This window comes from Vibrio sp. RE88 (assembly GCF_013113835.1).
In the GTDB taxonomy this organism is placed as follows: Bacteria; Pseudomonadota; Gammaproteobacteria; order Enterobacterales; family Vibrionaceae; genus Vibrio.
In genome coordinates, this window is the sequence record NZ_VTYQ01000017.1 from 15555 (window position 1) to 34911 (window position 19357).

19 protein-coding genes are annotated in these 19357 nt (G+C 46.8%); 11 read left to right on the forward strand and 8 right to left on the reverse strand.

Features of this window, described 5'->3' with window-relative positions; all coding sequences use genetic code 11:
* Positions 1-19 precede the first annotated feature (19 nt).
* Both F0265_RS23500 and F0265_RS23505 read right to left on the reverse strand, forming a co-directional pair.
* The gene (locus F0265_RS23500; protein WP_040121277.1) at positions 20-568 is read right to left on the reverse strand and encodes a hypothetical protein; all 549 of its coding nucleotides are present in this window, start codon (positions 566-568) and stop codon (positions 20-22) included.
* Complete coding sequence (locus tag F0265_RS23505; protein ID WP_171750532.1) at positions 561-1310, reverse strand: SURF1 family protein; 750 nt, start codon at positions 1308-1310, stop codon at positions 561-563. Before F0265_RS23505 ends, F0265_RS23500 begins: the two co-directional genes overlap by 8 nt.
* On the opposite strand from F0265_RS23505, the gene F0265_RS23510 reads away from it, so the two are divergent.
* On the forward strand, positions 1300-1539 hold the full coding sequence (locus F0265_RS23510) for a DUF2909 domain-containing protein (RefSeq protein WP_006960389.1): 240 nt from the start codon (positions 1300-1302) through the stop codon (positions 1537-1539). The two genes, F0265_RS23505 and F0265_RS23510, sit on opposite strands and share 11 nt — an antisense overlap.
* 12 nt (positions 1540-1551) lie before the next feature.
* On the opposite strand, the gene F0265_RS23515 is transcribed toward F0265_RS23510, so the two are convergent.
* From F0265_RS23515 to coxB, 4 genes are read right to left on the reverse strand one after another with little or no spacing between them, the layout of a single operon-like run.
* A complete protein-coding gene (locus F0265_RS23515) occupies positions 1552-2436 on the reverse strand; it encodes a cytochrome c oxidase subunit 3 (protein WP_095561661.1) in 885 nt (294 codons plus the stop codon).
* Complete coding sequence (locus F0265_RS23520; RefSeq protein WP_171750533.1) at positions 2433-3035, reverse strand: cytochrome c oxidase assembly protein; 603 nt, start codon at positions 3033-3035, stop codon at positions 2433-2435. Before F0265_RS23520 ends, F0265_RS23515 begins: the two co-directional genes overlap by 4 nt.
* Before the next feature lie 10 nt (positions 3036-3045).
* Positions 3046-4713, reverse strand: coding sequence for a cytochrome c oxidase subunit I (gene ctaD, locus F0265_RS23525; protein ID WP_021457923.1), 1668 nt, complete (start codon positions 4711-4713; stop codon positions 3046-3048).
* On the reverse strand, positions 4710-5864 hold the full coding sequence (gene coxB, locus F0265_RS23530) for a cytochrome c oxidase subunit II (protein WP_171353637.1): 1155 nt from the start codon (positions 5862-5864) through the stop codon (positions 4710-4712). Before coxB ends, ctaD begins: the two co-directional genes overlap by 4 nt.
* Positions 5865-6221: 357 nt before the next feature.
* On the opposite strand from coxB, the gene F0265_RS23535 reads away from it, so the two are divergent.
* The 4 genes from F0265_RS23535 to F0265_RS23550 all read left to right on the forward strand — a co-directional run bounded on the left by F0265_RS23535 (position 6222) and on the right by F0265_RS23550 (position 10358).
* Positions 6222-7931, forward strand: coding sequence for a phospho-sugar mutase (locus F0265_RS23535; protein ID WP_171750534.1), 1710 nt, complete (start codon positions 6222-6224; stop codon positions 7929-7931).
* A gap of 148 nt (positions 7932-8079) precedes the next feature.
* Positions 8080-8979: a DMT family transporter gene (locus F0265_RS23540; protein ID WP_065742196.1), complete on the forward strand. Its 900-nt coding sequence runs from the start codon at positions 8080-8082 to the stop codon at positions 8977-8979.
* A gap of 61 nt (positions 8980-9040) precedes the next feature.
* The gene (locus F0265_RS23545; protein ID WP_171750535.1) at positions 9041-9772 is read left to right on the forward strand and encodes a transporter substrate-binding domain-containing protein; all 732 of its coding nucleotides are present in this window, start codon (positions 9041-9043) and stop codon (positions 9770-9772) included.
* A 181-nt stretch (positions 9773-9953) separates the two neighbouring features.
* On the forward strand, positions 9954-10358 hold the full coding sequence (locus F0265_RS23550; RefSeq protein ID WP_171750536.1) for a hypothetical protein: 405 nt from the start codon (positions 9954-9956) through the stop codon (positions 10356-10358).
* A 43-nt stretch (positions 10359-10401) separates the two neighbouring features.
* Here F0265_RS23550 and F0265_RS23555 read toward each other — a convergent pair whose 3' ends face one another.
* On the reverse strand, positions 10402-11235 hold the full coding sequence (locus F0265_RS23555; RefSeq protein WP_006960380.1) for a pyruvate, water dikinase regulatory protein: 834 nt from the start codon (positions 11233-11235) through the stop codon (positions 10402-10404).
* A gap of 175 nt (positions 11236-11410) precedes the next feature.
* Between F0265_RS23555 and ppsA the strand changes: the two genes are divergently transcribed.
* The 3 genes from ppsA to F0265_RS23570 all read left to right on the forward strand — a co-directional run bounded on the left by ppsA (position 11411) and on the right by F0265_RS23570 (position 16091).
* Complete coding sequence (ppsA, locus tag F0265_RS23560) at positions 11411-13783, forward strand: phosphoenolpyruvate synthase (protein ID WP_171750537.1); 2373 nt, start codon at positions 11411-11413, stop codon at positions 13781-13783.
* A gap of 469 nt (positions 13784-14252) precedes the next feature.
* Positions 14253-15623, forward strand: coding sequence for a YjiH family protein (locus tag F0265_RS23565; RefSeq protein WP_171750538.1), 1371 nt, complete (start codon positions 14253-14255; stop codon positions 15621-15623).
* A 132-nt stretch (positions 15624-15755) separates the two neighbouring features.
* Entirely contained in the window at positions 15756-16091 is a 336-nt protein-coding gene (locus F0265_RS23570) for a hypothetical protein (protein WP_019275425.1), read from the forward strand.
* Between the two features lie 3 nt (positions 16092-16094).
* Here the strand turns inward: F0265_RS23570 and F0265_RS23575 are convergent, their stop codons facing one another.
* The gene (locus F0265_RS23575; protein WP_006960372.1) at positions 16095-16859 is read right to left on the reverse strand and encodes a ferredoxin--NADP reductase; all 765 of its coding nucleotides are present in this window, start codon (positions 16857-16859) and stop codon (positions 16095-16097) included.
* A gap of 170 nt (positions 16860-17029) precedes the next feature.
* Between F0265_RS23575 and F0265_RS23580 the strand changes: the two genes are divergently transcribed.
* The 3 genes from F0265_RS23580 to F0265_RS23590 all read left to right on the forward strand — a co-directional run bounded on the left by F0265_RS23580 (position 17030) and on the right by F0265_RS23590 (position 19356).
* Complete coding sequence (locus F0265_RS23580; RefSeq protein WP_006960370.1) at positions 17030-17467, forward strand: thioesterase family protein; 438 nt, start codon at positions 17030-17032, stop codon at positions 17465-17467.
* A 68-nt stretch (positions 17468-17535) separates the two neighbouring features.
* Positions 17536-17913 carry a hypothetical protein gene (locus F0265_RS23585; RefSeq protein WP_019275422.1) on the forward strand — a complete coding sequence of 126 codons (378 nt, stop codon included), beginning with the start codon at positions 17536-17538 and terminating at the stop codon, positions 17911-17913.
* Between the two features lie 51 nt (positions 17914-17964).
* Positions 17965-19356 carry a TolC family protein gene (locus tag F0265_RS23590; RefSeq protein ID WP_171750539.1) on the forward strand — a complete coding sequence of 464 codons (1392 nt, stop codon included), beginning with the start codon at positions 17965-17967 and terminating at the stop codon, positions 19354-19356.
* Position 19357: the final 1 nt, after the last annotated feature.

The window sequence follows — 19357 nt, forward strand, 5'->3', positions numbered from 1 at the left end:
CCAAACTCCTTCCCTACTGTTAGCCTACTCTTGATAACTTAAGTAGCTTCCTTAAGTCCGCCAGTACATCTTTGCTTTGGCGGACCAAATCGTCTTGTGATTCCACTTTGGGATAACGCATCACCAATTGGCCCAATGGGTCGACAATGACGTACTCGAAGTCAGACACAACCTGATGGAAGGCTTGATTCACTTTGATGGCTTCAAACCCACCCTTTTCCAATACCGATGTATCACTGAGCTCAGAGACAAGCAGCACAGGTGCAACGCGGCTCTGATATTTACCCAGCGCTAAATGACTTTGACCCAGCAAGTACACCTGCTTCTGGCAGAATTCATCACATTGCTGCGGAATCAAATACCCCAACTGCCATTGCTCGCTTGCATAAGGGTTGCTGATTCCAAGTCCATCAAAACTTTGCTTTGGTTCAATCAATTCGCCTTTGTTCGTCACGCCAGACTCATACCAATGATTGGCGAGAAATGTCTTGGCAATGACTGCGGGCAAAGCAAACATTAGTACCAAGGCAATCAGAATGATTCTGCCTCTTGTAACTGGATTAGCCATCCTGATCTCCTTGTTTTAATGCTCTGATAAAAACCCAACCACTCAACAACACGAGAGCCACAGCCATGCTAAACCACTGAACGGCATATCCTGTGTGTTTAGCGGAACCCAGCGGGACAGGTTTCCAAGGCTGCCCATAGGGCCAATCTGACGTGCGGGGCTGTAAAATGTAAGGCTCTATTGGGTGCTGCCAATATTGTTCCAGTTCAGCAATATTGAGATTTTGAATTCGATGCGGAACACCCGGCTCAATATACAGCTCATCACTCAGCGGATTTGAAGAGCGCTGGTAAACTCTCGCGTCTGATTTTAGTGGGCTGTTCAGCCAATCAACGTTGGGCAAGTTATCTCGTTGACCCTTTGAAGGAATAAACCCGCGCTCCACCAAAACCGCGCTATCAACCCCAAACTCCATAAGCTGATAAGCCAAATAACCAACTTCACCTTGATAGGTTTGATTATCGAGCAATAGGTACTTTCCCTCGATAGGCCTTAGTTCAGCGGTAACCCGCATGCCTGTAAGGTAGCGGGTCTCGGTAACGTTTAGCTGAGTAATATCGATTGCAGGGGCCTGTTCTCTTACATCCAGAAACCGCTCCATTTGCTGCTTTTCTTCAGCTCTCGATAGTTGCCACAAGCCTAAGTTGACCAAAATAGAAAAGGCAACCACAGTTAATAACAGACCAACCCAAAACGAGTACGACTTCATCTGAACTGATAAGGAAGACTTTATGGTATTCATCTTCAAATCGCTGTTGGTAGTGTTACTACTGTTTATCATCGTAAACCTCGCAAGAGCGATGCTCGAAATGGTGAAAGGGCCTCAGCCTGAAAGTGATGAGGAACCTCGCCAAGATAAGCCTATGAGTTATTACCTTGGCCGACGTGTGTTCCTCTCTGCACTCGCCGTTGTGTTATTGATCGCCGCCCTTCTTACAGGTTTTATTGAACCTAATGTTCGCCCTTACTAAGGGCGAGCACACCTACAGTACATAAACAAAGACAAACAGGCATAACCAAACCACATCGACAAAGTGCCAGTACCAGCTGCCTGCCTGAAACGCGAAGTGGTCCTTAGGAGTAAAATGATCTTTTGCCACACGGGCGAGCAGTATGATTAGGAATGTTGTCCCTAAGAAAACGTGCATGCCGTGGAAGCCAGTCAATAAGAAGAAAGTGTTGCCATATATGCCGGATTGCAGAGTAAGATTTAGGTCCTGATAAGCGTGAGCGTACTCAACGCCTTGGTAGTAAAGGAAAAAGCCCGCCAGAACAATCGTAATTTCTAGCCATACAATGAGCGCCATGCGCTTGTTCTGCTCAAGACTCGTATGGGCCATATGCAAAGTAATAGAAGAAGTCAGAAGAATCAGGGTGTTAATCAGCGGAATGCCCTGCCACCCCATCGCTGTCGTTGTGACACCATCGGGGGTGGTCGTCAAGGGCCAAAGTGCTTCAAACGCAGGCCACAAAACTTCATGAGTCATCGCGTTATTACTCGCGCCACCCAACCAAGGCACTGAAATCATGCGCGCATAAAACAGTGCTCCGAAAAAGGCGCCAAAGAACATCACTTCAGAGAAGATAAACCAACTCATCCCTTGCCTGAAAGAACGCGAGATTTGCTCAGAATACTTACCTGTCATCGATTCGGTAATCACATTGCTAAACCAACCCGCAAACATGTAGAGCAGGAACAGGAATCCAGCCAGTAGAATCAGCTTGCCGAAGACACTGCCTTCTCCACCTTCGGCCATGTTCTGCACAGTGATCCCCGCGCCAACCGCGATAAGAAACAGCGCAACCGCTCCGACAATTGGCCAGCTGCTTTGAGCCGGAACATAATATGATTGATGTTTTGAACTCATGGCTTAGCTCCTTGCTGTGTGAGGTCGCCACTCGGTTCCATTCGTGCTACTTCAACGGGTTGAGGAACCTTATCCGTAATGTCGTAGAGGGTATACGACAGCGTTAATGTATGAATCGACTCCGGAATGTCTGGCTCAATGTAGAAGATCAAAGGCATCTCGGCTTTCGCCAGACTTTCCAGTGGTTGGTGATTAAAGCAGAAACATTCAATTTTGTTGAAATATGACGCCCCCATGCCCGGTGACACTGAAGGAACGGCTTGGCCGATTGTTGCCTTGGCCGACTGGTTTGTCGCTATGTAAGCAGTCTGAATCACTTCTCCGGGATGCACATCCATTGACTGTTGCTTAGGTTCAAACAACCAAGGCATACCCTGATTTCTGTGCGCCATAAACTCAACTCGAATAAGACGTGATGTGTCAGGAACCATCCCCTGTGGCTGTAGCGCAGACTCAGTATTTGTTTTTCCGTTGATTCCTAAAGCCTCGCACATCACGTCATATAACGGGACAAGCGCAAAACCAAAGCCAAACATTGCCACCACTGCTGCCAGCAGTTTTAAGGTTAATTTGTTATTGGATTGCTGTTGTCCATCCATAGCGCTTCCCTCAATCCACTTTCGGTGGGGTAGAGAATGTATGGTGTGGTGCTGGGCTTGGTACTGTCCACTCCAACCCTTCAGCACGATCCCACGGTTTTGCCTCAGCTTTTTCTCCTCCACGGATACACTTAATCACTAACCAGAGGAAAATGAGCTGAGACAAACCAAAGGCAAAACCACCAATCGACACTATCTGATTGATGTCGGCAAACTGAATCGCATAGTCAGGAATGCGTCGTGGCATCCCAGCTAAGCCAAGAAAATGCATCGGGAAGAATAAGACATTGACCGAAATCACTGAGCACCAGAAATGCCACAAGCTCAACTTATGGTCATACATATGCCCTGTCCATTTCGGTAGCCAATAGTAAGCGGCGGCCATAATCGAGAATACCGCTCCTGAAACCAACACATAATGGAAATGCGCGACCACAAAATACGTATCGTGATACTGGAAGTCTGCAGGAACAATCGCCAGCATAAGGCCAGAGAACCCACCAATGGTAAACAGAATGATGAAAGCAATGGCGAACAGCATCGGCGTCTCGAATGTCATGGCGCCCCGCCACATCGTAGCCACCCAGTTGAACACTTTGACCCCAGTGGGCACCGCGATCAGCATGGTGCAATACATAAAGAAGAGTTCGGCGAACACGGGCATCCCTGTTGTAAACATATGGTGCGCCCAAACCAAGAAGGACAGCAGCGCGATACTACAAGTGGCGTACACCATCGAGTGGTAACCAAACAGCTTTTTACCACTGAACGCAGGGATGATGGCCGACACAATACCGAACGATGGCAAGATCATGATGTACACTTCGGGGTGACCGAAGAACCAGAAGATATGCTGGAACATCACTGGATCACCACCACCCGCGGCGTCAAAGAACGATGTGCCGAAATACTTATCGGTGAGGACCATGGTCACCGCCCCCGCCAGCACGGGCATGACGGCAATCAACAAGAAAGCAGTAATCAACCAAGTCCAGACAAACATAGGCATCTTGAACCAAGTCATCCCCGGCGCTCTCATATTGACGATAGTGACGATCACGTTGATCGCCCCCATGATCGAGCTAATCCCCATGATGTGAACTGAGAACACAAACAGCGCAGTACTGTCAGGCCCGTAAGTCGTAGAAAGCGGCGCGTAGAAAGTCCAGCCGAAATCAGGGCCCCCACCTTCCGTAAATAACGAAGCAATCAGGATTAAGAACGCAAAAGGTAAGATCCAAAAACTGAGGTTGTTCATCCGTGGTAACGCCATATCTGGCGCGCCAATCATCATCGGAATCATCCAGTTGGCTAAACCAGTAAAGGCAGGCATGACCGCACCAAACACCATGATCAAACCATGTACAGTGGTCATCTGATTAAAGAATTGAGGCTCGACCAATTGCAGACCGGGTTGGAACAACTCGGCGCGAATGATCATCGCCATGGCTCCACCGGTCAGGAACATAATGAAACTGAACCAAAGGTAAAGCGTCCCGATGTCTTTGTGGTTGGTCGAATAAATCCAGCGGGCTATGCCAGAAGGCGCTTCGTGATGCTCATGATCATCGTGTTCATCAATGGCAATCGCACTGTTTGCTCTTCCTAACTCGGCATCAGCCGCTGGCGCTGATTTTACTGATTCAGAATTCATTGACTCAGGTTTGGACGTTTTCATTGCCCCTCCTTGGATGCCTTAAATGCATTCACATCGGATGCCTGCACCACATCACCCGTACTGTTTCCTAAACCGTTACGTTGGTACGTCACCACAGCCGCAATTTCTTTGTCCGAAAGCTGATTAGCAAAAGCCTGCATTGCAGTCCCTGCCCGGCCGTTAACTACAACGTCAATGTGAGTATCAACATCGCCCGTCGCAATCTTACTGCCTGTAATTGCAGGGAATGCGCCCGGAATACCCGCGCCGCTCACCTGATGACAGACGGCACATCGGTCGACATAAACTTTCTCACCTATCGTCATCAGTTCTTCTTGCGATAGTGACGCGGTTAGAGATGCTGCCGCTTCTTGCTTCGCTTGCTCTATCTCGGCTTTCTTCGCCAATAGCCAAGCATCGTATTTGTCTTCTTCCATGGCATGGACGACAACGGGCATGAATCCATGTGCTCGACCACATAGCTCTGCACACTGGCCGCGGTAAACACCGGGCTCATCAATGCGCGTCCAAGCTTCATTAATAAATCCTGGGATCGTGTCTTTTTTCACTGCGAAGTCAGGTACCCACCAAGAGTGAATAACATCATCGGAGGTAAGGAGGAATCGCACTTTTCGGTTGATTGGCAACACAAGAGGGTTATCAACTTCAAGAAGGTAATGCGCGCCTTTTTCTTCTATGCCATCAATGGCTTTTTGGCTGGTTGCTAACAAGCTGAAAAACTCGACATCTTCTCCGAAGTAGCTGTAGTGCCACTTCCACTGGGAGCCAGTGACCTTAATCGTCAGATCGGATTGAGACGTATCTTCCATGGCGACAAGCGTGCGAGTTGCCGGAATGGCCATGAGAACCAGAATGATGATGGGGATGACCGTCCAGATCACTTCCACTTTGGTACTTTCATGGAAGTTGGCCGCCACTGCCCCTTTCGACTTTCTGTGATGGTACATGGAATAGAACATCGCCCCGAATACCACGACGGCGATAGCGCAACAGATATAGAAAATCAGCATGTGTAAGTCATAGACTTCATTACTGATACCTGTCACACCTCTGGTCATGTTCAAGGTGTTCTCTTCAGCGTTGACTGAAGTAGCAAAGCCAACAAACAACAAATTGATCAGTTGCCACAGTGAAACCTGTAATCTTTTCAAAAGACCTCTCCTCTGCCTGAGGCATCATCTCTGATGATTTATCCAAGGCGCCCTTTAGCCTGAATGACGCAAAAAAGTCCTAGTGGGCCAAAGGGTGCGGAAAATTCCTTGTAAACAGCAAATTCGATGTAATTTGTTATAGTTATGTTAATAAAAGCTAGTTGGCGTTTACTAATTGTGCAAGAAAGTGCTAATGGAAATGTCGCTAATTTGAGCAGGTTAAATTGAAGATTGATCACAATAATTGGTTTAGCGATTGCGCTCTCGCAAATGATAATCAATATCACTTAATATCCATCCATTATTTCCCAAATGTCATACACTTGGGATAACGATAGTTAAAGGTAGAAATAAGTTATGATGGAACAAGTTACTCGTTGGTTGGAAAAAGATCCGGATCCACGTACTCGTGAAGAACTTCAACACTTGATTGATAAAGAACAGTATCAAGAATTAGCAGACCGATTTAGCCAGAGATTGGAGTTTGGTACTGCTGGTTTACGAGGAAGAGTCGGCTGTGGTCCAAATCGAATGAACCGACTTGTTATTCAGGAAACGGCTACCGGGCTTGGTCATTATCTTATTAAGCACGTTCAAGATGCAGTAAAACGTGGCGTTGTCATTGGGTATGATGGACGCCCAGATTCAAAGCAATTCGCTCATGATACCGCCTCTGTATTGACCTCTTTAGGCATCAAGGTATACCTGACACACGATGTTGCTGCGACACCTATCGCTGCGTTTGGTGTTCGTCATTTTAATGCCGCCGCTGCTGTCGTCGTCACGGCCAGCCACAACCCACCCGAGTACAACGGCTTTAAAGTGTATTGGGAAAATGGCGCTCAAATCATTCCTCCTCATGACTCTGGTATTGCTGGAGAAATCGACGAAGCCGCCACAAAACCCATCCCTCTGATGAATCTTGATGATGCAGAAAAGCATGATCTTCTCGTGTGGCTAAAAGAAGACTACTACGAGACTTATCGCCAAACGATGAATGGCAACCCACTGCTGGCTAATCATCAACAGCCAGAAGCGGTTGGCGTCGCCTATACTGCAATGCATGGTGTGGGTGCTGACATGGCAGAAACACTGCTAAAAGATGCAGGCTTCACCAAAATCTACAGTGTTGCCGAGCAACGTGAGCCTGATGGTTCTTTCCCGACTGTGAACTTCCCTAACCCTGAGGAAGCTGGTGCCATGGATATGGTGGTCGCGTTGGCAAAAGCTAACAACGCCGACATCGCGTGTGCCAATGACCCTGACGCAGACCGTTTTGCGGTTGCTGCTCGTCGACCTGATGGCGAATACCAGATGCTAACGGGCGATCAGGTGGGTTCTCTATTTGGCAACTATCTACTTAGCCATACCGATGCAACTCAACAGTTGATTGGTAATACTATCGTGTCTTCAACATTGCTTAAGAAGATTGCACTTTCTCATGGCGCTGAGTACTACCAAACTCTGACGGGTTTCAAATGGCTGACCAATATCGCCATGCAGAAAGAAACCGCAGAGAAGCAATTCTTGTTCGCGTATGAAGAAGCACTAGGCTACACCGTGGGTAATAAAGTGTGGGATAAAGATGGTTTGTCTGCTCTAGTCGCTTTCTCTCAACTAACCGCCGAGCTAAAGAGTCAGGGGAAAACGGTGTGGGATCAATTGGAAAGTATTTATCGCGAGCACGGTATGTACATCAATGCTCAGCATAGCACTGCGCTCGATCCAAAAGCACCGCCTGTTGGAGACAAGCTACGAGCTGCACAACCAAGTCAAATCGCGGGTCGTAAAGTCGAAGTGATTGAAGATTTGAAATCCTCAACACGTACCTTTGCAGACGGAAAAACTGAATCTATTGACTTACCAGCCAGTGACGTTCTGATCTATCACCTGTCTGGCGGTGCACGTGTCATCGTTCGCCCATCAGGTACAGAACCTAAGCTGAAGTGCTACTACGAAGTCGTCGAAGCATTTGATGCCGCAGATAGCTTTTCCGTCGCGGAAGAAAAAGCTGAGCTAGCACTGGATATGCTGATCAGTGAACACCAAACAAGTTTGGATCACTAACGAGTCATCGTCTCGAAAGTACCTGTTTACAAAGCGGCTGGATAGCCGCTTTTTCTATATCTCTACTCTTATTTCAATCCCCAAACACCTTCAAACTGACAAATATGTTAAAGTTTGGCTTCCACTTTCCTCTAGTGATTGAATCGTCATGAATACCGTTTTATCTGTCATCCCTGTCGGGGTGCGTTTTATGCTGCTTTCGGCGCTTGGCTTTGCCTTGATGTCGGCCTGCGTCAAATACGTCAGCAACTATGGTATTCCTGTGTTTGAGATCGTTGCCGCAAGGGCATTAGTTTCGCTGGTGATCAGTTACCTTGATGTCAAACGCAAGCGCATTTCAGTGTGGGGACACAATAAGCCCTTATTAATGCTTCGTGGTGCAGTCGGCACGGTTGCTCTCATGTGTGTTTACTATTCGGTGACCACCCTTCCATTAGCGGAAGCAACCATCCTCCAATATGTGCACCCTGTGTTTACTGCCTTGCTTGGCGTGCTGTTCCTCAAGGAACGCATTCAGTTTTCAACCATGATATGCATCGCGCTTTGTTTAGTGGGTTTAGGTGTCATGGTTCAGCCGAGCATGCAAACCGGCTCCAGCTCAGACTTACCGCTATTTAGTGTGATGATGGCACTACTAGGTGCCTTTGGTAGCTCTATTGCTTACGTGATTGTCCGTCGGTTAAGCCAGACAGAAGACAGCTCAGTGATTATTTTCTATTTCCCACTGATGGCCCTACCCACTTCTATGGTTTTGATTGGCGATGATTTTGTGTGGCCAAGTCTATTTTTGACCTTGATGCTGATCCTAGTTGGCGTCTTTACTCAGATAGGTCAGTATGGGCTAACCAAAGCGATGCAGACTCAAGCCGCAGGCAAAGCCTCAGCCTATTCCTATGTGCAAATTGTTTTTTCGGCCCTACTTGGTGCTTGGGTGTTCAACGAAATCCCATCCTATTGGACATATTTGGGTGGCTCGTTGATTGTCATTGGCGCATTAATCAACGTCTTTGGGCAACATTTGAAGCCACCGTTCCAACGGGCAAAATAGCTTCAATCCCTCGCGGGGTGTCTATACTTGTCATTAACAATGATAATGAAAACACCTCGCAATGAATTTACGAGTATGCTTTTGCTTCCTGATTCTGCTAACGAGCTCTAAAGCCCTAGCGACAGCGATAGAGCTCCGTGACGAACATCTGAGTATCTGCGGTGACTCTATCGATTGGCCACCCTTTACGTATCTAGATGGAGAAGACGTTAAAGGCTTCGATTTCGAGGTCCTTAACGAGGTTTTGATGCCGCAAAATATCACCTTCAATGTCACCATGACATCTTGGACCCGCTGCCTCAAAGGCGCCAAGAATGGTGAATTCCAAATTGCAGTCAGTGCTTCCCACTCAGAAGAACGTGCAAAGCACTACCTATATACAACCTGGTACTATCACATCACCCCCTACTACCTATACAAAAAGTCGAGATTTCCTCAAGGGCTAAACATTGATGGCGTTGCTGAGTTAGAGCAATACAAAGTCTGTGGAATCCACGGCTACAACTATGGCGATTTCTGGCTTAAAAATGTCGAACAATACTCACACAACATGCATGAGCTGGTCACAGAACTCAAAGAACAACGATGCGACGTCATTTTGTCTTGGCAAGAGATTCTCGAAGGGATTAAAAGCGTTTGGGGAATTACTTACGTGAGTGAAGACATTGAATCTAAGCCGATTCCAAATATGCCTAAGCATAAATTTTACATGTTGATTTCCAAACAATACGAACACGGCCCCGCGCTACGAACCATCCTCGATAAAGGTTTGAGAAAATTCCAAGCTAAATAACTATCGACCCGAACTTTCGCACTTAGCCCACCAATAACCCCAACAAGTGATATATAAAATTATTATCAAAAATATATAACTGACTGAACTTTGATAACTTTTTTCATCCGGCTCACTAATCTGCTCACCACAGCCCATGCAGCAGCATGCGGCGCTTTTACTCAACAACAGGAACAGATTAGTGAAAAAGTTATTACCTATACTGGCGCTGGCCGCAGTATCGTTAAACAGTATTGCCGCTGAAGACCCAAACATCTCCGTCGGCCTTGGTTATGACCAAGACCTGAGCGTCATCTTCGATCTTAATAGCACTTTTAGAATGACGGCAGGAAACGATGGCATGGCAATGGACTACGTATTTAAGCGTGGTGACATAGAGTCAGAAACTGATATCAACTGGTTTTTAGGCGCTGGTGGTTACTATGAGTGGGATGATGACTTTGGCGCACGCTTACCACTGGGTATTGAAGTGCACTTTGCAGACAAGTGGGAAATCTATGCTCAGGTACACCCAGAGTTAGGTATTAGTGACGGCTTGGATTTCGGTGTCGGAGCTTCATTTGGCGTCACCTACTCATTCAAATAAGTCGTTCGGGGCAGCCTGCATTCACTGCCCCGGCTTCTTTGATTTACAGTAGCCGCCTTCTCAGGCCTGCTTTTTCAAGGATGCGGGTTGAAATCTCTTCTACCGACAGCGATGACGTGTTGATGTACGGAATGGCTTCACGTCGGAATAAAGCCTCAACACTCTCCAACTCGTTGATGCACTGTTCTGTGCTCGCATATTCACTGCCCGCCAAACGGTTCTCACGAATTTCGGTCAACCTTTCAGGGTCGATCGTCAGACCAAACAATTTATGGCGATGGATTTCGAATTCTGGCAGCAGTCTCAGACGACGAATATCTTCCTCAATGAATGGATAGTTCACAACTCGCAGGCCAAATTGCATCGCCATGTAAAGGCTGGTTGGCGTTTTACCGCTTCGAGAAACGCCCAACAATATAATGTCAGCCTCGTCCATTCCCTTGAGCGTAATGCCATCATCATGCGCTAAGGTGTATTCAATTGCTGCAATGCGATCAAAGTAAGTGTCAGAATCTTTGCCCACGCTGCGCGATCGTTGCAGCTTCGGTTTTGGCTCCATCTGAATATCATCCTTAACCTGTTGGACGATACTCGCCAGCACATCGTAACTGAATGCAGGGGCTTCCAATAGTTTCTGTTTGATCTCCGGAATAACGATGGAAAAAAACACTAAAGGCTTCACACCGCTCTCTTGATAAGACTGTTCTATCTCTTTCAGCAGATCCGCTAACTTGTCTTCACTTTCGACAAACGGAAACGTTTTTTCGTTGGCGTTAAACGGGAATTGGCCCAAAACAACATGGCCTAATGTCTCACATGTTATGGCCGTTCCGTCAGAAACATAGAATACATCACGACTTTGAATATCAATTTGCATGTTTTATTTAAACTTTAAAATTCTTTTGAGTAGGATGGACACCATAATATCGATAATAAAACCCGGCTGACAATTACGCCCCCCACAGCTTTGAAAATTTGTTGAGAATTTTTTTGAGCCAATGCGTAATCGTTTGCCTTATCCCTACAAAGCTGCAATGTTTCTGGAGAAAGACATGCAAAAGAACACCCTCTGGTTCAATAGCCTATCCATGGAAGATGTCGACAAGGTCGGCGGTAAAAACGCTTCACTTGGAGAAATGGTTTCAAATCTATCGAATGCTGGCGTTTCAGTACCGAATGGTTTTGCGACTACTTCTTACGCGTTTAACCAATTCCTTGACTATGAAGGTCTGGATGAACGAATCCACCAACTGCTCGATGAACTAGACGTTGAGGATGTAGAAGCTCTGCGCAAGACAGGTGCCACCATCCGTCAATGGGTTTTAGAAGCTCCCTTCCCTGCTGACCTAGAGCAGGATATTCGTAACGACTACCAAGAACTGATTGAAGGTAATACAGAGCTTTCAGTCGCTGTTCGATCTTCAGCAACCGCTGAAGACTTGCCGGACGCCTCATTCGCGGGCCAGCAAGAAACGTTTCTTAACGTAAAAGGTATCGATGCTGTACTTGAAGCAACGAAACACGTTTACGCATCTCTGTTTAATGACCGCGCTATCTCCTACCGTGTGCACCAAGGTTTTGACCACCGTGGTATCTCGCTGTCTGCGGGTATCCAACGCATGGTGCGCTCAGATAAAGCCTCTTCAGGTGTTATGTTCACCCTAGACACTGAATCTGGCTTCGATCAGGTTGTGTTCATCACTTCCTCTTGGGGTCTAGGGGAAATGGTCGTTCAGGGTGCAGTAAACCCGGACGAGTTCTACGTTCACAAGCCAATGCTTGAAGCGGGTCAGCATCCGATTGTTAAGAAGACGTTCGGTTCTAAACTTATCAAGATGATCTACTCGACCAACCAAGAAATTGGTAAGCAAGTCGATATCATTGATACCTCAGCACAAGAGCGTGAGCAGTTCTCTCTTAATGACGAAGAGATCAAAGAACTGGCAAAACAAGCGATGATCATCGAAAAGCACTACCAGCGTCCGATGGATATCGAGTGGGCGAAGGATGGCATTGATGGCAAGCTTTACATTGTTCAAGCTCGCCCAGAAACCGTATGTTCTCAAAGCGAACAGAACGTCATTGAGCGTTACGAGCTGAACAACAAAGCAGAAGTTTTGGTCGAAGGCCGTGCTATCGGTCAGCGTATCGGCTCTGGCCCAGTACGTCTGGTTGACTCGCTAGACCAAATGTCTTTGGTTCAAGATGGCGATGTGCTGGTTACTGACATGACTGACCCAGACTGGGAACCAGTGATGAAGAAGGCCTCTGCTATCGTCACTAACCGTGGTGGCCGTACTTGTCACGCAGCCATCATCGCGCGTGAGCTGGGTATTCCAGCAATCGTTGGTTGTGGCGATGCCACATCTAAGCTGACAGACGGCGCTACCGTTACTGTCTCTTGTTCTGAAGGTGAGACAGGTTACGTTTATCAAGGTGAGCTGGACTTCGAAGTGAAGCGTTCTGCGGTTGATGAACTGCCACTGCTACCAACTAAAGTGATGATGAACGTCGGTAACCCAGACCGTGCATTCGACTTCGCACAGATTCCGAACGAAGGCGTTGGCTTGGCGCGTCTGGAATTCATCATCAACAAGATGATTGGTATTCACCCGAAAGCACTGCTGAACTTCGATGCACAAAGTGACGAGCTAAAAGCAGAAATCACTCAGCGTATCCGTGGCTACAAAGATCCTATCGATTTCTACGTCAGCAAGCTGACTGAAGGTATCGCGACTATCGCTGCGGCATTCTGGCCAAAACGTGTCATCGTTCGTATGTCTGACTTTAAGTCCAACGAGTACAGCAACCTCGTTGGCGGTAAAGGTTACGAACCGCATGAAGAGAACCCTATGCTGGGCTTCCGTGGCGTGTCACGTTATATCTCACCTGTTTTTGAAGACTGCTTTGAGCTAGAAACTCAGGCGATTAAGCGTGTTCGCAATGAGATGGGTCTGAAGAACGTTGAAATCATGATCCCATTCGTGCGTACTCCAAGCGAGGCTGCATCGGTTATCGATCTTCTTGCGAAGTTCGATCTGCGCCGTGGCGATCAGGGTCTGAAAGTCATCATGATGTGTGAACTACCGTCTAATGCCGTGCTGGCAGACGAGTTCCTCAAGTACTTTGACGGTTTCTCAATCGGCTCTAACGATATGACTCAGCTAACACTGGGCCTAGACCGTGATTCAGGCGACGTAGCTCACCTGTTTGACGAGCGTAACCCTGCTGTTAAAGCCATGCTGCAAATGGCTATTGATGCTGCGACTAAAGCTGGTAAATACGTCGGTATTTGTGGTCAGGGTCCATCTGACCATGATGATCTGGCTGAATGGCTAATGGAGCAAGGGATCAGCTCAGTGTCACTTAACCCAGATACTGTGATTGATACTTGGCTGAAACTTGGTCAGGTAAGCGGCAAATAAAACGGCACGATAACTTAGTAAAAACCGCCTAGTCTGACTGGGCGGTTTTTTATTTTCACGATTAAATCGCTGACTTTATTCTCTCAAAATGTCTATTTATCCGATTTCGACATTTTTCTCTCTACCCACTTTATTACACCTAAAAACGCTCAACACCTTGCCCTGCCTAGCGACTCAACACCGAATTTATGAGTCCCACCTCTATTATTCAAAATAAAAATAAAGACCACACACAGTTCACGGTTGCAACATAATTTCAATCAAATTAACATCAACAAAACAAAAATCCACCATTGAACGAAAATAACACATTTAATCATGAATATTTAGCGGTTTTTATTGAATAGTATTGCAAAGGTATTCGAAAGACAGTAGGCTTGCGCCCGATGATTAAATGCAGATGTATAGTGAATATATATGCCAGGTGGATTGGCCTATCATATTGACTAGTAGTAACACGAGAATTGTAATGCAGAATAACGCTCAATCTATCAAACAGACGAAAGGTAAAGGCAACTTTTGGATGTTCTTTATCCCTTCTTTACTGGGTCTGTTTCTTTTCATGGCGCCGATTAGCTATGACGGTGATATCACCATCCCAGTTGCCGTACTGGCAAAATCCATCCAAGCTGTATTTGGTGATCACCTTGTAGGCATGGTCACCTCTATCATCTTATTTATGGCGGCAACATCATTGCTATGTCGTATTAAGAACCCTGCATTTATTGCTAACAGTCCGTTTTTGAACAGCCTGTTTAACCCAAGCCCTCTTTGGTTGGCAGTGCGTGTTATTGGTGGTCTTGCTGTTGCGATGACCTTCTTCCAAGTCGGCCCTGAAGCTGTATGGGAAGAAAATACTGGCGGCCTAGTACTAGAAGGTTTGTTACCAACGCTATTCTCAGTATTTATCTTTGCGGGTCTACTACTCCCACTGCTACTTAACTTTGGTTTGTTAGAGCTATTTGGCACGCTGCTAAGTAAAGTGATGCGCCCAGTATTTAACTTACCTGGCCGCAGTGCTATCGACTGTATGGCTTCTTGGCTTGGCGATGGCTCAGTCGGTATCCTGCTGACCAGCAAGCAATACGAAAACAAATTCTACACACAGCGCGAAGCGGCTGTCGTAGGTACCACATTCTCAGCAGTATCCATCACGTTCAGCTTGGTTGTTCTTGCTCAGGTTGAACTGGAGCACTTGTTCTTACCTTTCTACGGTGCAATCTGTCTGGCGGGTATTGTCGCGGCGATCATCATCCCTCGCTTGCCTCCTCTAAGCATGAAGAAAGACACTTTCATCGATGGTACTAAACCAGCAAAAGATGCCGATGCTGTTCCTGCTGGCCACACAAGCGTGTCTTGGGGTATGGAGCTGGCACTAGCGAAAGCGAGCCAAGTAAAATCATTTAAAGATGTCTTTGGTGAAGGCGTGCGTAACGCAGTAGACATGGTATTTGGCGTGCTGCCTGTAGTAATGGGTCTAGGTACGATTGCCCTAGTGATTGCTGAGTACACGTCGGTGTTTAGCTTCCTAGGTCAACCATTCATCCCATTCCTTGAACTATTAGGCATCCCAGAAGCAGCAGCGGCCTCTGAAACTATCGTGGTTGGTTTTGCTGACATGTTTATCCCAGCGATTCTAGCGTCGTCTATTGATAACGAAATGACACGTTTCGTCATCGCTGCTATGTCTGTCACTCAGCTGATTTACATGTCTGAAGTTGGTGCGCTGCTACTTGGTAGCCGAATCCCAGTGAACATCTTTGAACTGTTTGCCATCTTCATTCTACGTACCTTAATCACACTGCCTGTGATTGCTGGTATTGCTCATCTGATTTTCTAATCTCAGATTACGAATCAATCTTTTTTTTGAAGGCCCTTTCAGGGCCTTTGTTTTACCTGCCAACCTAGATCAGCAAAATAAAGTCTCTTACCTATACTTAAGTTAATTTGAGAGGTGGTAGAGGAGGGAGAGATGAGCCCTTTACTTTTGCACGTGCTATTGCTGACAACGCCCGCACCAACAGTCGACGCGAGCTCTTTGCCTTTGAAATGTCGCCTACTCCATACTGCTGACAATTTTTGGTTTTATCGCGAGCAGATGGTGTATGAAAGCGATCAATTTGTGATCTTCCAAAACTTTAAAGGCCGGGTTGTCACTCAAGTGGATTTAAAAACCAATGAGTTGATCAGAACAACCTACATTGGCGAACCTTACGATCCTAAATATCAAATCCTGCTTGGGTTATGCGATAAAACCAAGCACACGGTTGAAATGTGGAAACTCAAACAAGTTCCCTACGATAATTGAGCCCTACCAGTAGCGCTCAAAGGTGATGTTGCCTCCCGTCGCTCGACGGAATTTTTCTAACCCAAACCCTTGCAGAGTCTTGGTGGTCTCTTTGATCATTTCTGGGTTTCCGCACAGCATGACAAAACTGTTCTCCTGAGTGAGCTCTGCCTGTGCTCTTTCTTGAATCTCACGCTGATCCAACAACTGAGGAATGCGGCCATATAGCGTATTTGGATGTTGCTCTCTCGACACAACAGGCACATAGCTCAGGCGACCTTCATATTGGTCAACTAACTGCTCAATCAAGTAGCGGTAGACCAAGTCTTTCTCATGCCTAACGCCATGGACTAAAACAATTTTTTCATATCCGGGGCGAACGTTAATGTCATCGAGTAGCGATAGGAAAGGACCAATACCCGTCCCCGTTGAAAGCAACCATAAGTCCTGAGTCGATTTAGGAATAGAACTCAAAATCAAATCACCGTAGGCGGCAGCGCCTACGTATACCGAGTCTCCCTCTTTCAAGTGCTGCAGTTTTGGCGTCAGTTTGCCTTCAGGGTTCGAAACAATCAGAAATTCCAGCATATCGCTGCTGTTGAGTGGTGCGTTGACGACTGAATACGCTCGGCTGATCAATTGGCCGTCGTCGTCATACAGGGCCAGCTTAGTAAATTGGCCCGCTTTAAAGGTGAGAGGCGCGCCGGTAAGACGTAAACTGAATAGCTCTGACGTCCAGTCAGTGCGCTTATCTACTTTGGCGAGATTAAAACCATCGGGTGCGGTCATTGCAGATCCTCCATCAGGTTACCTCTTTAAAACCTACTCCTCTGATCTTTATAAGTAAAGACGGGCCTTTACTTAGTCATTAAAGATCACATTTTGATAACATTTTCACAAAACCACTTGATTCAGCATTAGAATAAAAACTCTTTTAAAAACCAATGCAAGGAACACGCATGGAATCGTTACTGAAAGACTTTCCGGTCATCACAGAAATTCCGGTCGCTTGGGGTGAAATGGATGCTCTCCAACACGTCAATAATGTGGTTTACTTTCGCTACTTTGAAACCGCAAGACTCGACTACTTTGAGCACATCAATCTTCTCGTCAACCTAAGCCAAAGCCATATCGGCCCTGTATTGGGCGAAACAAGCTGCCGCTATAAAATGCCCATTACCTATCCAGACACTCTGATGATAGGCTCTAAAGTCGTCGACATTCAGGAAGACAGATTTACTATGGAGTATCAGGTTGTGAGCAAGAAAGTCGGTAAAGTCAGTACCGTAGGGCGCGCCACCTGTGTGATGTTTGATTTTAAAAACAATTGCAAAGCAAACTTACCAGAGCAAATCAAACAGTCCATTTTAAATTTAGAAGCGACGGCAGAATCCTAATACACCGCTTGACCTTCCCCCTAGGGGAAGCTTTATGCTAGCCGAGTTATCGTCATTTTAGGTTACGTATGGGCTTCCCTTCGATTCGTAAATACTGGATTCTATTTATCAGCATGAGCGCCATGTTGGTATCCAGTTTTGCTACTAGCGAAACCCTAATGACGTTCGAAATGCTCAGCGATTCCGGTAGCAAGCAGGCTCACTGTGGCATGGCAATGAACATGAGCCCAGCGCTGACAGATTCTTCAATCCCTTCAGATCATTGTGAAACCAGCGAAGAGATGGTTCATAACTGTTGTAGCGTGATGTGCGCAACGGTTTTCGCCCCCATTCCCCGAATTGATAAACCTCTACTAATCTCGACTCAGTTGGCTCTGATCCATTCAGATGTCCAAGGTCAGGTCATTACCCGTTTAAGCTCACTCTATCGCCCTCCGATAGCATAATCCGTTCTCTGTTATCGACTCCCAGCCTATTGCTTTGGGAGATGGTTTTTCGTGCCTGTCAGGCACTCGGAAACGGACAATAAAGTGAAAATCAAACCAAGGATTCTGGCGCTTTCTGTCAGCGCCGCGGTCTGGTTTGCGCCTGTATCAGCAAACAACTTGCAAGAGCAGACTCACCAGCCGCAAGCTGTGCTATCACAATTGATCAGCATGGCACTCAACAACGACAGCAATCGAAAGCAATATTTTGCTCAGTCACAAGCTTTGCGCGAGACCGGCGTTGCCAGTGCCACGCTAATGGACCCCAAAATCAAAGTTGGTTTTGGCGGCCTACCTGTCGACAGCTTCAAATTCGACGAAGATCCGATGACGAACATTTCCGTCGGATTGATGCAACAATTTGAGCGTGGTTCGACACTGGAGTTACAACAAAAGAAAAGCAATCAACAAGCGGATGGCGTCGGTTTACAAATTGATGCCCGAGAACTGGATGTCATTAGCAGCATGACCCAACTCTGGCTTGAACTAGGTTACCAGCAGCAGGCGAAAACCATCATGCTGGAAAACCGTCGTTTGCTCAAAGAAATGGAAAGCTTTATTCAAACCAACTATTCGATTGGTAAAAGCGAAGCTCAGGATCTGCTCAATGCTCAGCTTCAAGTGAGCAAACTGGATGAGAAGCTTCAGGCTAATCAGCAGATGCAACAGCGCTTGATGGCCCAGCTTTCCGAATGGTTGGGAGCCAATTGGTCTGAACAGATTCAGAGCGTCAGCGCATCCAATCAGCTTAACTGGACCAAGCTCGACCAACAGCTGAACGAGAACCTAGCAAGCTCCGAGTATTATCAGCAGCTCAGCCTGCACCCAATGGTACAAATGGCCAGCCAAACCATATCCACTTCCGAAACTCAGGTTGAAATTGCACAGCAGGCTTACCAACCTCAGTTTGGCGTTGAAGTCATGTATGCCTACCGTCAGGCCAACGGTATGATGGGAGAACCTGCATCAGACCTAGTTAGTGCCTATCTGACCATGGACATTCCTCTGTTCACGGGAAACCGTCAGGACAGAAATCTCGCTGCGGCCCAATATCAGGTCGGCGCGGCCAAGTCCCAGAAAGACACGTTACTGGCTCAGATGAATGCCAAAGTCAACGCCTTACTTGTCGACCGAACCAATTTAGCCCAACGACTAGAACGGTATCAGTCCACCCTTCTTCCTCAGGCCAACGCACGAATTCGTGCGGTTGAACGAGGTTATCAGAACAACACGTCGCAGTTTAACGATGTCATTACGGCCTCTGCCGATGAACTTGCTCTGCAACTCGAACAGCAACGTCTGATTGCAGATTTAAACATTGTGAACAGCAACTTAGCTGCCCTACTGGACGGTTTTGATTATCAAGTTGAGCCAGTCACTTTGGCTCAAGGCGAACAAGAATAAG

Bases quoted from the DNA above. Each gene is read 5' to 3' on its own strand.
- F0265_RS23500 (WP_040121277.1), bottom strand. From the start codon at position 568: ATGGCTAATCCAGTTACAAGAGGCAGAATCATTCTGATTGCCTTGGTA.
- F0265_RS23510 (WP_006960389.1), top strand. From the start codon at position 1,300: ATGGTATTCATCTTCAAATCGCTGTTGGTAGTGTTACTACTGTTTATC.
- F0265_RS23505 (WP_171750532.1), bottom strand. From the start codon at position 1,310: ATGAATACCATAAAGTCTTCCTTATCAGTTCAGATGAAGTCGTACTCG.
- F0265_RS23515 (WP_095561661.1), bottom strand. From the start codon at position 2,436: ATGAGTTCAAAACATCAATCATATTATGTTCCGGCTCAAAGCAGCTGG.
- F0265_RS23520 (WP_171750533.1), bottom strand. From the start codon at position 3,035: ATGGATGGACAACAGCAATCCAATAACAAATTAACCTTAAAACTGCTG.
- ctaD (WP_021457923.1), bottom strand. From the start codon at position 4,713: ATGAAAACGTCCAAACCTGAGTCAATGAATTCTGAATCAGTAAAATCA.
- F0265_RS23535 (WP_171750534.1), top strand. From the start codon at position 6,222: ATGATGGAACAAGTTACTCGTTGGTTGGAAAAAGATCCGGATCCACGT.
- F0265_RS23540 (WP_065742196.1), top strand. From the start codon at position 8,080: ATGAATACCGTTTTATCTGTCATCCCTGTCGGGGTGCGTTTTATGCTG.
- F0265_RS23545 (WP_171750535.1), top strand. From the start codon at position 9,041: ATGAATTTACGAGTATGCTTTTGCTTCCTGATTCTGCTAACGAGCTCT.
- F0265_RS23555 (WP_006960380.1), bottom strand. From the start codon at position 11,235: ATGCAAATTGATATTCAAAGTCGTGATGTATTCTATGTTTCTGACGGA.
- ppsA (WP_171750537.1), top strand. From the start codon at position 11,411: ATGCAAAAGAACACCCTCTGGTTCAATAGCCTATCCATGGAAGATGTC.
- F0265_RS23565 (WP_171750538.1), top strand. From the start codon at position 14,253: ATGCAGAATAACGCTCAATCTATCAAACAGACGAAAGGTAAAGGCAAC.
- F0265_RS23570 (WP_019275425.1), top strand. From the start codon at position 15,756: ATGAGCCCTTTACTTTTGCACGTGCTATTGCTGACAACGCCCGCACCA.
- F0265_RS23575 (WP_006960372.1), bottom strand. From the start codon at position 16,859: ATGACCGCACCCGATGGTTTTAATCTCGCCAAAGTAGATAAGCGCACT.
- F0265_RS23580 (WP_006960370.1), top strand. From the start codon at position 17,030: ATGGAATCGTTACTGAAAGACTTTCCGGTCATCACAGAAATTCCGGTC.
- F0265_RS23585 (WP_019275422.1), top strand. From the start codon at position 17,536: ATGGGCTTCCCTTCGATTCGTAAATACTGGATTCTATTTATCAGCATG.